At 43.5% G+C, this 13186-nt stretch carries 9 protein-coding genes and 1 pseudogene; 4 read left to right on the forward strand and 6 right to left on the reverse strand.

Translation table 11 applies throughout. From position 1 onward, the window contains the following. Positions 1 to 155: 155 nt before the first annotated feature. The 4 genes and pseudogenes from RMY64_RS04960 to RMY64_RS04975 form a co-directional block, all read right to left on the reverse strand. Positions 156 to 1735 (reverse strand): annotated as a pseudogene (locus RMY64_RS04960) (group II intron reverse transcriptase/maturase). A 164-nt stretch (positions 1736 to 1899) separates the two neighbouring features. Beyond that, a complete protein-coding gene (locus RMY64_RS04965) occupies positions 1900 to 2049 on the reverse strand; it encodes a hypothetical protein (protein ID WP_322699461.1) in 150 nt (49 codons plus the stop codon). 312 nt (positions 2050 to 2361) lie between these two features. Beyond that, positions 2362 to 2982: a flavin prenyltransferase UbiX gene (locus RMY64_RS04970; protein WP_179065018.1), complete on the reverse strand. Its 621-nt coding sequence runs from the start codon at positions 2980 to 2982 to the stop codon at positions 2362 to 2364. Between the two features lie 17 nt (positions 2983 to 2999). Beyond that, positions 3000 to 5354: a ribonuclease R family protein gene (locus RMY64_RS04975; protein ID WP_322670750.1), complete on the reverse strand. Its 2355-nt coding sequence runs from the start codon at positions 5352 to 5354 to the stop codon at positions 3000 to 3002. A gap of 1028 nt (positions 5355 to 6382) precedes the next feature. Between RMY64_RS04975 and RMY64_RS04980 the strand changes: the two genes are divergently transcribed. Together RMY64_RS04980 and RMY64_RS04985 are read left to right on the forward strand one after the other, a co-directional pair. After that, complete coding sequence (locus RMY64_RS04980) at positions 6383 to 7267, forward strand: hypothetical protein (RefSeq protein ID WP_322699462.1); 885 nt, start codon at positions 6383 to 6385, stop codon at positions 7265 to 7267. A gap of 101 nt (positions 7268 to 7368) precedes the next feature. After that, positions 7369 to 8223 (forward strand): hypothetical protein, encoded by an 855-nt coding sequence (locus tag RMY64_RS04985; RefSeq protein WP_322699463.1) that lies wholly within the window; start codon positions 7369 to 7371, stop codon positions 8221 to 8223. A 405-nt stretch (positions 8224 to 8628) separates the two neighbouring features. On the opposite strand, the gene RMY64_RS04990 is transcribed toward RMY64_RS04985, so the two are convergent. Together RMY64_RS04990 and clpP are read right to left on the reverse strand one after the other, a co-directional pair. Further along, positions 8629 to 9102 (reverse strand): hypothetical protein, encoded by a 474-nt coding sequence (locus RMY64_RS04990; protein ID WP_322670747.1) that lies wholly within the window; start codon positions 9100 to 9102, stop codon positions 8629 to 8631. A 388-nt stretch (positions 9103 to 9490) separates the two neighbouring features. Next, positions 9491 to 10102, reverse strand: coding sequence for an ATP-dependent Clp endopeptidase proteolytic subunit ClpP (gene clpP / locus RMY64_RS04995; RefSeq protein WP_322670746.1), 612 nt, complete (start codon positions 10100 to 10102; stop codon positions 9491 to 9493). 450 nt (positions 10103 to 10552) lie between these two features. On the opposite strand from clpP, the gene RMY64_RS05000 reads away from it, so the two are divergent. Further along, on the forward strand, positions 10553 to 10735 hold the full coding sequence (locus RMY64_RS05000) for a hypothetical protein (RefSeq protein ID WP_322699535.1): 183 nt from the start codon (positions 10553 to 10555) through the stop codon (positions 10733 to 10735). A gap of 345 nt (positions 10736 to 11080) precedes the next feature. Beyond that, positions 11081 to 13138, forward strand: coding sequence for a thioredoxin domain-containing protein (locus RMY64_RS05005; protein ID WP_322699464.1), 2058 nt, complete (start codon positions 11081 to 11083; stop codon positions 13136 to 13138). Positions 13139 to 13186: the final 48 nt, after the last annotated feature.

A 13186-nucleotide genomic window follows, 5' to 3' on the forward strand; every position in this document is an offset into this window, starting at 1 on the left:
AGAGGGAGGTTGTCCGGGAGAGGTTCATCGAACTTACGTTAATTACTATTCGCTGACTACTGATACTATGGTTGAGTCGATGAGGGATATTATTCCCTGCACCTCTCAGTTAGATCCGTGCGTACCCGTTTCCGTGTACACGGCTCCCGATGTTCTTAGCTTGCGCTTTTGCTCATGTGTTTGTAATCGTGGCAACTCTCATGAATTGCTTCCAGATTATTTTTCTTCCAGTTGGCGTGATTTCCGTCGATGTGATGCAGGTGAACCCGTTCTTCATCGATGAATTTTAAACCGCAGGAAGCACATTTATGGTTTTGCTTCTTAAGAGCTTTAGAGGTTTCGCCGTTGTAGAGCTTACTATTACGTTCGCTCCAATAGGCTGTATCTCCGTCGTAAGGTGATTTAGTTCCTTTGACAGAAACGTGTTTGTTTTCGGAGTAAGAAACCTTTGGGAATGCTTTGTCTAGTAATTCTTTGCTAGAATAGCGGTTCTGCTTGGTTTCCTTATTGAATACCGTGTAAGCTCTTTTTTGGATGTGGTATAACGAGTCTCTAGACCCGTCCATCTTGCAGAACTTATGGTAATTTCTCCAACCTCTTACTACCGGAGCTAATTTCTCAGCCTTTGAGGTAGCACCATAATTCGAGTTGTTGACGATGTGTTTTACTTTCTTACGGAATGCTTTGAAGTTGTCCACTGAGGGAGTGCTTCTGAACTTTCCGTTTTTCTGGACTTTAAAGTGCCAGCCGAGGAAATCAAACCCATCTGTCGCGGCGGTAACTTTGGTTTTCTTTTGGCTTACTTGCATTCCGCGTTTGCGGAGAAACTCGCTGATTCTTTCAAGTATCTCTGTTGCATCATCTTCAGGTCGGAGTATAATAACCATGTCGTCCGCGTATCGGATTGATGGCTCGGCAATTTTATCTGCCGATGTTTTAGGTGTAATCCTTCTACCCTCTCTATATTGAGAGTGATATCTGTGTATACTCTCAATCCCGTTGAGTGCAATATTTGCTAGTAATGGGCTGACCACTCCCCCTTGTGGGGTTCCTTGTTCAGGGAATTCTGGGTTAACTCCACTCTGAGGCATCGGAATATTCCGAGTTTTAAGCCTTTGGGGGCAATGAGTTCATCCATTATTGCTGAGTGGTTAATCCTGTCGAAGCACTTTTCAATATCGAGTTCAATTACTCGTTTTTCTATTCCATTGCAAAATGATCTAAGGTTTTCAAAGATGTATTTCTGTGCATCGTGGGCAGAGCGCCCCGTTCTAAACCCGTAACTTCTGGCGTGGAAAGTGGCTTCGTGTGCTGGTTCGAGTGCATATTTTGCAAGGCATTGCCAAGCTCTATCTGCAATGGTTGGTATCTTAAGCATTCTAGTTGTCCCATCCTTTTTAGGTATAGGGATTTCCCGTAATCCTTGATGCTTCCAATTTCCACTATTCATTTTCAGTAGTTCTTCAAGGTTGAAGCGTTCTTCAGATGAGAGGAATTTCTTACCATCAATACCCGCCGTCTTTTTGCCAGCGTTTAGCTGAGATACTTGTCTTATTGCAAGAAATCGAGCCGAGGTGGATTTTAGAATAAGCTTTTGGAGTGACCTAGCTTTCCGCTTGTCACCAACTTGAACAGCTTTGAATACGCGCTTTTGAAGGCGGAAAAGATTTCGGCGGAACTTCTTCCACGGTAAGGCTTTCCAAGATTCACTAGTTTTGTAACTGTGTCTAATCATTTTCTCTTCTAGAGTTTGTATTTTCTGAACACCTCAGACCAATTACGGTCTGTCCTACCCGAATTGTGGGGATTCCTCCGCTCGTCTGGGCTACTTGGGGAACGAAAAGCCCCTAGACCCACAACTCGTTTTTATTCGTTCCCTCGGAGAGATTGATTGTTCCGTTAGATGTAGCCAATTCGACTACTGGATTCCCTGGACTCTTGCCGATCTTTGGCAGATAGTTCGGCGGGAATGATCTCCAGTGCGGTCAGGGGTTTTTGCGTTGCGCCCTGCCGTAGAGTAAGTCGTTTTTCTAGGCTCTGTTTCATCATAGGAACTCCCTATTAGCGCCAGTGTCAACCCGCAACGGTCGTCTGATTGCGCCCTGTTCCCAGCTTCACTCTACAAGAACCGAGCTTGTTCGGTGTGGGCAGGTAAGGAGTCAATTCTGAGTCTGAATGACAGGACTTGCACCTGCATCAATCCGAGAGTTCAGCCTTTTGAGGACAGTAATCTGCTGTCGGGCTGGATTAGTTATTTACGGACTGAGTACCGTGATTCACTAATCAACGAATCGCACCAGCCATCTCTATCATTACCTTTTTAGGACTATTGTGAAATTTACAATAAATCCACTTAGGGCGTTAGCGACGACCTTGCCACCGCTGAATTGGAATACAGTCAATATCTAGTTGATCTAAAGCACGGGCAACTACAAAATCAACTAAATCCTCGATGGTTTGGGGATTGTGATACCAGGCGGGAATAGCGGGGACAACTCTAACTCCAACTTCTGCTAAAGAAGTTAAGTTACGCAGGTGGATGAGGCTAAAAGGCGTTTCACGCGGGACAATAACCAGCTTTCGCCCTTCTTTGAGTTGGACATCCGCTGCCCGTTCTAGTAAATCGGAACTCAAGCCAACCGCTAGCTTTGCTACTGTACTCATGCTGCATGGAATAATCATCATCCCCAGAGTGGCAAAGGAACCGCTGGCAATTCCGGCTCCGACATCGCTCCAAGGATGACACCGGAGTTTACCGGCAAGTGCAACACCAGCTTGCTCTCGCCAGAATTGTTCTTGCCCGGTTGGTTCTGGTGGCATCCGAATTTCCTGTTCTGACTGCCAAACCATGTAAGTTGATTTAGAGGCAACCAATTCAATGCTATACTCCGCTTCTAGCAAAAATTTGATCGCGCGAACAGCGTAAATCAGACCAGATGCGCCCGATACGCCTAAAATTAAAGGTTTGGTGTTATTTGACACGTAAGTTGTAGTTTATTTTACTCGTCCTCAGAGTAAGGATCTAGGTCATCAGGCTCCATATCATTTGGTAAGTAGAGGTCTGAAAGGTCATCACGAGAATCATTGCCAGTTAAACCTTTGGCGACACCATCGCTGCCTACTGTCACCAAATCAATCTGCTGACGGTAATAATCGACACTCTTAACTTGGACGGCGACGCGATCGCCTAGTCGATAAGAAGCGCGATTTTTGCGCCCAAATAGTGCCTGTTGTCTGGCGCGATATTCATACCAATCATCTTTGAGAGAACTGACGTGTACCAATCCCTCTACCCGCAAAGGCACACCATGATTAGTGCTGGACTCCACCTCAGCTGCGGGTACTTCAATTTCCACAAAGAAACCGTAGGATTGAACCCCGGTAATCACGCCTTGAAATACCTGACCGATGCGTTGCTTCATCAGTTGGGCTTTTTGCAGTCCGGCTAAATCGGCTTCGGCTTCTTGGACTTCTTTTTCTCGGTCGTTGATTTGAACAATTACCCTGGTCAAATCGCTTTGCAGTTCTTGTTGCAATTCTGGGGGTAAAACGTTCCAGTTAATTTCCTCGTGGCTGGAGGAGTGGCGTAGGTTAACGCGCTCTCTGACACGGGTATTGCGGCGATCGCGTCCGTTTTCCAGTAGCGTGTAATACACTCTCTGCATGAGCAAATCTGGGAACCGCCGCAAGGGAGCGCTAAAGTGGACATATTGCGGTAGTGCCAGACCAAAGTGAGATCCTTTGGTGGTACTGTATGCAGACGGCTTCAGTGTATCTTGTAATAAGTAAGTAAGAACTTGCTCGGAGGGAGATTCAGCAAAAGCTGTGGTCAAATGTTGGTAATCTAAGGGTTGGATATCAACTTCTGGATCTAATGTGAGGTCAACGCCTAAATTGACTGCCAATTTCAGCATTTCCTGGACATCTTCAACATCAGGAGTACCTTGAACTCGCCAGATAGCCGGAACACCAAGGGCGTTTAAGTGAGTTGCAAACAGTTGATTAACTAATAACACCAACTCCGTGAGTAGCGATCGCACTGGTAAATCATTCACCACCACAGCGCCGAGAATCCCTTCATCATAATAGGCGTTTTGGCTAGGCGGCAGATTCAACTGGAGGCTACCACGAGTCAAGCGTACCTGTTTCACGGCAGTTTGCAAGGCTTGGAGGTCTTGCAGGATTTGGAAAACCTGTGATGATTTATCTTCAACTTCACCTGTGAGAATTGCTTGGGCTTGTTCTGTAGTCAGTGCAGTCTCGACGTTAATTACACTGGGTTGAATTTCCCATTCCAGCACTTCTCCCGATTGGGGATCGATTGTAATTAAAAAAGAGATGGTTAAGCGATCGCTCCCAGGTACTAAAGAACAGCGTTCTGCTACTGCTGGGGGCAATATTGGTAACACCAATTCTCCTAGATATACTGATTTGCCGCGTTTGAGTGCTTCTCTATCTAAGGCTTCATCAGGTTGGACATAGTGAGAAACATCGGTGATATGAACGCCCAAAAGCCAATTTCCAGCTAAGTTTTTTTCTAAACTAAAAGCGTTTTCTATAACTTTGGTATCGCTATTTACTCCTTCAATCGTGAGAGTAAACAAATTACGTAAATCTAGCCGATTTTTCAGGTCTGCTTTCAGGAGCTTTTTGGGCAACCTCGCAGCTGCTTCTAGAACATTATCTGGAAAAGTCCGGGAAAGGTCGTGTTTGCACGTAACTAAATCTATATCAGCAGCGGCTTCGGCATCGCTACCGAGGATTTGCACCACTCGACCAAGGGGAGGATATTGTGCCAACGGGTAACGCAAAACTTCCACATGAACCAGATGATCGATCGCTTCTTCTAACTTCGCCCCGTTAGGTTGAATCTTGAGTTCAAACAGTAAGCGATCGTCTAAAGGCACAGCCCGAAAACCAGTTTCTACCTGCTTGATTCGTGCCAGTAAAGTGTGGTTAGAGCGTTCGAGAATCAGCTTCACCTCACCTTCGGGAGAGCGACGGCGACTGCCTTCTTTGAGAACTCTTACCAAAACGCGATCGCCATTCCAAGCATTACTCAGATGACTTTCGCGGATGTAAATATCCTCGGCTCCTTCCACATCTTGAATAGCAAAGCAAAAACCTTTACTAGAACAACGGAGTTTTGCCTCGATTATTCCCTCTTCTGAGACACGGCGGTACTTGCCCCGTTCCTTCACTAAAATACCGATTTTTTCCAGAACATCTAAGGCAATGTGAAGTTTTTGTAAACTTTTTTCATCTTCACAGCCAAGTTTCTTTTCTAAAACCTTCCGAGCTACCAATTTATCATCGGTGAAATTGGCAAGGAGTGTAGCGATTGAAAATTCCATGCAGTGAACCGACCTTTGGTCAAAACATCATTTGTTGTTTAATCTGGTTCATTTCTGTATACCCTCACGGCTTACAGAAACAAGCTGGAAACTAATTGCTCTGAAGCAAGCTTCCTAAGTTCTAAGGAAAGGAAGCCCGACCCAGTAAGAGGGGGAAACTACTCCCGCAGTTCCTTTGCAAAGAAGCCGACCCACGGACAACTCTGGGCGTTTACAAACTTCTCACTGCACGATGCTCTCAGAATTCGCCTGCGTTCAAGTCCCTTCACCTAACCAAACTTAAGATTGCACACCTGATTAAAATTTAGCCCCGCTAGTTAATTACGCGACGGGTTTTTAAGAAGCTGGGTTTAGAGAATCCATACTGCCCAAAAGCGCTATGCAAGGGAGCCACTGCGGTCTTTTCCAAGGGGAGACGCTAAAAGCCTTAGCGAGTCTGCGAGCGTCTGGGGTCTCCCCAAGACCGCACTGCCGTCAAGTGGCGTGGAAACTACAGGTGTTTGATTGTCTAGAGAGAAGGTAATTTTACGCCATTAAACTCTGATTTTTAACTAGGAGGAACTGCTGGTGAACCCAATTTTCCCACATGTAGAATCGGTAACAATTAGGTAAGCAGCTTAATAAGCAGCGAGGGCGAACCTTATCTCCATTATTGTAGATTTAGAGCGCACTTCCAGAAAATAGTTCTAGATATAGACTTGGGTAATCAGTATAGCATTGCAAGCAAGACTACCCAGATAAGTTAGCACTGACCAAAAATTTCGTCAAAAAAGAGCTACTGCTACAATTGGGACACCAGGCAAAGCAAGAATATCACCTTGACGGCTCAGAGGAGAGAATTATACCTACTCATCGCCTGCCAAGAAACTGATGACAGATAGTAAACAATTAAAAATAAATAAATGCAATATTGACAGGCATCCTGGGTATCGAGTGGATGTAAATTAAAGTAAGGGCAGCTGATAGAGCTTAAACATACAAGCAGTATCAACCCCCTTATTAAAAATATTTAGATTGGTAGCAGTATTATGTTGGCTCAATTCCAGAGCTTGTATCCCAAAGGCAGTTTGATTTCTGAATTAGTGCAAATTTTTCAAGGAAAATATATTGTTCGGGCAAGCGTGCAAATTGAAGGCGTAACCCGTGCTACGGGTATGGCAGCAGCAGAAACAGTCGAAGCAGCAGAAGACCAAGCTAGAACCAGGGCACTGATAGTTTTGGGTATTACAAACGCGCCACTAGAATCAGTGGCGTTGACCTCAAGTCCAGTTTCCCCAGCACAGCTAAATCCTGACTTGAATACTAAAGGTGGATTGAGTGAGCCTGCTGCTTATTCCTCGGCCAAAGATAAGGATTTTGTTAGTAGTCAGTGGCCAGCAGTCAGCGACAAAGAAATCTCTATACCGCCTTCCAAAGAACGGAACATCAAACCAGAAGTAGTAACAAATAGTAAGGAACAATACGGGTACAGCAATGCTGCGCCTCTAAACGATACCTATACCCAGAATTTAGGTCAAAACTTTCCGATGACTGCCAAGCAGGAGCTAGAATTCGATCCGCCAGTTGAGAACTTGGAAATAAATTTTGATAACCAGCCAGAAAATCAAACCTTTCCGGCAATTTCTGCCAACAATGTCACACCATTTACACCCCGGAGTTACAGTCCTCAAGAAAATGTCGCTACCCCGTCAGTGACAGGAAAGAGAAAGAAAAAAGCTGAACCAGTGGATTTATCAGATGTAATTGCTAAAACAGATGTCGAACTTCAGCGTTTAGGCTGGACACCAGAACAGGGACGGGAGCATCTGATTGAAACCTACGGTAAGCGCGGGCGGACTTTGCTGACTGAAGAAGAATTACACGGATTCCTCAAATACTTACAATCTCAGCCAGACCCAATAGCGGGATTTTGATTAGTCATTTGTCATTTGTCATTTGTCATTGGTCATTAGTCATTTGTAAGGGCTAATGACTAATAACATAGGCTCTTGAAACAGTAAGGAAGCTATGACCTGTGAATTTTTCTGAAGTAATTGCTCAAACAGACGTTGAAATGCAGCGACTAGGGTGGACAATAGACCAGGGACGGGAACATCTCATAAAAAATTATGGGAAGCGATCGCGTACTTTACTGACACAATTAGAATTACTAGACTTCCTTCAATACCTTGAATCTCAACCATTAAATCGAGTTGTGAGTGCCAAAATTAATGTTGACATCGAACAGTTATGTTGGATGGAACAGCAGGGACAAATTAATTCTGAAATCGAACGGTTATGTTGGATGAAAGAGGAGGAACAGGAGTATGTTACAACAACTTCTAGCAAGCAAAGTCAGAATTCGCCTACTCAAGAAAAACTATTAGAATTACTCAAATATTTTGAAGCTCAACCTATAGTAGAATACCCCAGCAATCTTGATGCAGAATATGAAGAGTTCCAAAATTTCTCTACATACTCAGAAGAATCAGACAATGTAATTACTAGAATATCTTCTGAGGATTTATCTCAGATATTAGCTAAGACCGATGTCCAAATGCAGCGTTTAGGCTGGACAACAGAACGGGGACGGGAGCATCTGATTAAAACTTATGGTAAGCGATCGCGTACTTTGCTGACAGAAGCAGAATTACTAGACTTCCGGCAATACCTTGCATCCCTTGCATCTCAACCAACACCAGCAGATTTGTCGGATGTAATTGCTAAAACAGATGTCGAAATCCAGCGCTTAGGCTGGACACCAGAACAAGGACGGGAACATCTGATTGAAACCTATGGTAAGCGCGGGCGGACTTTGCTGACTGAAGAAGAATTACATGGATTTCTCAAATACTTACAATCTCAGCCAGACCCAATAGCAGGATTTTGATTAGTCATTTGTGATTTTTCATTTGTAATTAGGAGTTACGCACACTCTACGAATTCTCGGCGCTCTTCTTTTCGATACGCTGCGCCTTGGCGTCAGCCTCTCACAGAGAAGGTGGTTCGATAAATTAAGCTTTTTAGCAATTTTTGCATAACTCCTAGTAATAACTAATACGAATTTGCCAAAGATAGTATTATTTGAGCGGAAATAAAACTGTGATTAACTATGCCTCGTGTGCGAATTGAAATTGTACCGCACCTGGGCTATCCAGAATTGATTCGTCTAGAACTTATGCATTGACAAAGTAGACAATTAGTGGGTTAGGGTTAACGAGGGAAAAATACCCTCTTGAGTTGAGGAAGATCAAAAGCGCGATCGCGCTTTTGATCGGCGAGTTTACAGAACTGACTACACCCGTGCATCTACACTGACTTGATACTGAACTTTGTTTGAGCTAAACTGTCTGCTTCGGATAATGACGAAGTAATTTCCTGCGGCTAGATTCTGGCGTGTAATTTGGTGGGAAAATGAGTCGCGACTTTGACCAATCACTTCGCCTTGATTGCGATCGATTTGACCATTGTTGTTTGAATCCCTAACTAATAACAAATCTGTCCGTCCTCCGTTCGGGGCAACGCCTTCCAGTCTTAAACGTAAATTAGAGCGCCCCGTGAGTAGCACTTTTCTAAAGTCTTCTAAGTCATCGGTGGTGGTGACATCGCCTTTAATCTGAAGAAATCCTTGACCACTATTCAAATTCCCTTCAAAATCGGCTGCAAAAATACTATTGTCGTTATCGGGTGTCGCAAAAGCTGGGGAAACCAATCCACAAGTTAATAAAGTTAGCAACGTTAGCTTAAGACTTGATTTGAAGCAATTCATGATGTTTCTTCCTAAAGATAAATGTATTGATTTTTGATATTACACACTGTACAAAATGACTTAGTGTCTTTGTAATCTAAATCTAAATTAAGCTTTTAATAAAAAAAATACAGTCTGAAAAAGACCTTAATAGTATGAAGTTGAAAATAAAATTCAAATTGCTTGGTATTATTTAGTCACAAAAAGTTTGTTTTGATAACAAGGAGAGAGGCTTTGATTTTCTCCCCAACGCTAGTAGGGAAGGGGCTGGGGTTAGGTCTCATAATTGTGGTCTAAATACATAAAAACTGCTGTAAGTCAAATAACCCCTCTTCAGTTATGAAAAGGGGTTATTTTTAGGGTTTAAGGAAATTAAAAGTGGTAAATCATCATTTACCAATCGTGACTATTAATTAAGAACAGCAACTGCTGGGCGGCTACCAGCGGCGTGACGGTCAATCACTTGGTCAATCAAACCGTAGTCCCTGGCTTCCTCTGGCGACATGAAAAAGTCACGTTCAGTATCTTCAGCAATCCGCTCAATTGGTTGACCTGTATGTTCAGCTAAATAGTCGTTTAGCCGCCGCTTATGGTACAGAATTTCCCGCGCCTGAATTTCAATATCAGTCGCCTGTCCTTGAGCGCCGCCTAAAGGTTGATGAATCATAATCCGAGAATGGGGTAGACTCATCCGCTTACCTTTAGTACCCGCGCTGAGGAGAAAAGCGCCCATACTCGCTGCTAATCCGGTACAAATTGTACAGACATCAGGGCGAATATGCTTCATAGTGTCAAAAATGCCCATACCAGCCGTCACCGAACCACCGGGAGAATTGATGTACATATAAATGTCTTTCTCCGGGTCTTCAGCATCCAAATACAGCAGTTGGGCAACAATCAAGTTGGCAATATTGTTATCAACTTGTTGTCCCAAAAAGATGATGCGCTCACGTAACAGCCGTGAGTAGATGTCAAAGGCGCGTTCACCTCGACCCGATTGTTCAATAACGATAGGAATCATGGAAGCGTGTTTGTGGCTACTTTAAATACATTTTATCGGTGACAGCACGAAACTGGGGCTGATCTCTACTATTGCTAAGTAGATATAAGTAAATCTTGGCTATTCTGTCTGATTCACCAAAGGAGCAAAATCTGCTTTTGCAATAGATTCAACCTCCAAGGGCACTTTTTAGCGACAAAAGCTGTCTAAGAAAATATTCCGGTTTAGGGAAGAATAAATCAAAAAACTTCAATTGTCGCCAATCTTATATCTCGGACTTTGCTGTACAACCTTGGCGATGTATTGATTAAACCGATAACCGAAATCCGATTTGCTTAGGAAATTATGTTAACTACCAGTAACATTTTAAACATTTTTTTAGGATTTCCTTCGGCATTTATCAAGTTATTTTTGTTAGATTCGGTAAATCGGGAGTACGAGGTGTATTTAGAATAACCAGTCACAGTTGAAATGCTATCCATTTACAAGAGACGTGCCATGCTGGAAAAACTTATGCAAGCCGCCATCATCACCTTCTTGCTCCATCTGATAGCAGGACTTAGCCCAAATACTTTAATACAAACAAAGACAGCATCACCTGTGCGAGAAACACCACCAAATATTGTTAGCTTGCTATTGCGATCTTTTCAATAAAAATGTTTCATAAGTTGTAGTGGTGTAAGTAAGTAGGCGTAGATAAACCCAATTATTAGGGACTGAGAAAAAATAAATTATCCAAAATTATTTGTAGATTTGTAGGGGCACAAAGCCTTGCACCCCTACGTTTGCTGAAAGTCCCTTATATAAGGATAATTAATTGCCTTGTAGTTAGTGCTGACTACAAAACTGCATTTTTTTACACCAACTTACTTAGGCGAGATTAAAAAGAAAGGGATAATTCGCTCGTTGAATTTCTTACTTAATGTATATAGCTGTCTAGGCTCACACTCCTAAGAACAGGATAGACTGAGCAAAGAAGGCAACTAATTGCATTTAATCATGACTAATCGCCTTGCTGAAGCTAAGAGCCTCTATCTCCGCAAACACGCCGAAAACCCAATTGATTGGTGGCCTTGGTGTGATGAAGCGCTTGCAACTGCAAGGGCGCAAAATAAACCGATTTTTCTTTCCATTGGCTATTCTAGTTGCCACTGGTGTACTGTCATGGAAGGCGAGGCTTTTTCTGATATTGCGATCGCTGACTACATGAATACCAATTATCTTCCCATCAAAGTAGACCGGGAAGAAAGACCTGACCTCGATAGCATCTATATGCAAGCTTTGCAGATGATGAGCGGTCAAGGGGGTTGGCCTTTAAATATTTTTCTTTCCCCAGAAGATTTAGTGCCCTTTTACGCTGGTACTTATTTTCCTGTAGACCCGCGCTATGGTCGTCCGGGATTTTTGCAGGTGTTGCAAGCCCTTCGCCGTTATTACGACACCGAAAAAGCAGAATTACAGCAACGCAAAGCCTTAATTATTGAGTCTCTGCTCACGTCTGCGGTATTGCAAGACGGTACAACAGATGAGCTTGAAGACCGGGAATTACTCCGCCAAGGTTGGGAAACCAGCACAGGTGTAATTACTCCTAATCAATCTGGCAATAGCTTTCCGATGATTCCCTACACAGAATTAGCGCTGCGGGGAACTCGATTTAATTTTGAATCTCGCTATGATGGCAAGCAAGTTTCTACCCAGCGAGGACTAGACTTAGCGCTAGGGGGCATTTATGACCATGTAGCCGGTGGTTTTCATCGCTATACTGTTGACCCGACTTGGACAGTACCCCACTTTGAAAAGATGCTTTACGACAATGGACAAATTGTCGAGTATCTGGCTTCTTTATGGAGTGCAGGAGTACAAGAGCCAGCCTTTGAGAGGGCGGTTGCTGGAACTGTACAATGGCTGAAGCGGGAAATGACTGCGCCTGAAGGTTACTTCTATGCTGCTCAAGATGCCGACAGCTTCACTGTTCCCACGGCAGTAGAACCAGAAGAAGGAGCCTTTTATGTTTGGAGTTACAGCGAATTACAACAACTGTTAACGCTTGAAGAATTAACAGAATTACAACAACAGTTTACGGTGACGCCTAACGGTAACTTTGAAGGACGTAATGTTTTGCAAAGACGGCATTCAGGTCAACTGAGTGCAACCCTGGAAACAGCACTGAGTAAGCTCTTTAACGCTCGCTATGGCGTTAGTTCTGAGTCTTTAGAAACTTTTCCCCCGGCTCGTAACAACCAAGAAGCAAAAACTACTAACTGGCCAGGTCGCATTCCCTCGGTGACAGATACAAAGATGATTGTCGCCTGGAATAGCTTGATGATTTCTGGGCTGGCTAAGGCTGCTGGGGTTTTTCAAGAACCGTTATATCTGGAATTAGCAGCACGAGCGGCGAATTTTATTTTGGAAAATCAGTTTGTCAATGAACGTTTCCAGAGACTCAACTATCAAGGAGAAGCAACCGTTTTAGCGCAGTCTGAAGATTATGCTTTGTTTGTTAAAGCTCTCTTGGATTTACAAGCTTGCAACCCTGAGCATAAGCAATGGTTAGAAAATGCGATCGCTATCCAAGATGAATTCAACGAATTTCTCTGGAGTGTAGAATTAGGTGGTTACTATAACACATCAAGCGATTCTAGTCAAGATTTAATTGTCAGAGAGCGGAGTTATGCAGATAATGCTACACCATCAGCTAATGGAATTGCGATCGCTAACCTTGTCCGTCTTGCCCTACTCACCGATAATCTAGATTATTTGGATTTAGCGGAACTTGGTTTGAAAGCTTTTAGGAGTATAATGCATCGCGCTCCCCAAGCTTGTCCCAGCTTGTTTACAGCTTTGGATTGGTATCGTAATTCTACCTTGATTCGCAGCACAACTGAGCAAATCAACGCTTTGATTCCCAAGTATTTACCCGCAGCTGTGTTTGCGATAACATCTGATTTACCAGAGAGAAGCGTTGGGTTAGTTTGCCAAGGTTTGAAGTGTCTGGCACCAGCAGAAAGCGTAGAGCATTTATTGCAGCAAGTGGAGAAAAGTCAAAATAGGGCATAGGGCATAGGGCATTGGGCATTGGGCATTGGGCATTGAATATGTATTATT

It is taken from the genome of Nostoc sp. DedQUE08 (assembly GCF_034530895.1).
In the GTDB taxonomy this organism is placed as follows: domain Bacteria; phylum Cyanobacteriota; class Cyanobacteriia; order Cyanobacteriales; family Nostocaceae; genus Nostoc.

Bases quoted from the DNA above. Each gene is read 5' to 3' on its own strand.
- RMY64_RS04980 (WP_322699462.1), top strand. From the start codon at position 6,383: ATGTTGGCTCAATTCCAGAGCTTGTATCCCAAAGGCAGTTTGATTTCT.
- RMY64_RS05000 (WP_322699535.1), top strand. From the start codon at position 10,553: ATGCTATCCATTTACAAGAGACGTGCCATGCTGGAAAAACTTATGCAA.
- clpP (WP_322670746.1), bottom strand. From the start codon at position 10,102: ATGATTCCTATCGTTATTGAACAATCGGGTCGAGGTGAACGCGCCTTT.
- RMY64_RS05005 (WP_322699464.1), top strand. From the start codon at position 11,081: ATGACTAATCGCCTTGCTGAAGCTAAGAGCCTCTATCTCCGCAAACAC.
- RMY64_RS04965 (WP_322699461.1), bottom strand. From the start codon at position 2,049: ATGATGAAACAGAGCCTAGAAAAACGACTTACTCTACGGCAGGGCGCA.
- RMY64_RS04975 (WP_322670750.1), bottom strand. From the start codon at position 5,354: ATGGAATTTTCAATCGCTACACTCCTTGCCAATTTCACCGATGATAAA.
- RMY64_RS04990 (WP_322670747.1), bottom strand. From the start codon at position 9,102: ATGAATTGCTTCAAATCAAGTCTTAAGCTAACGTTGCTAACTTTATTA.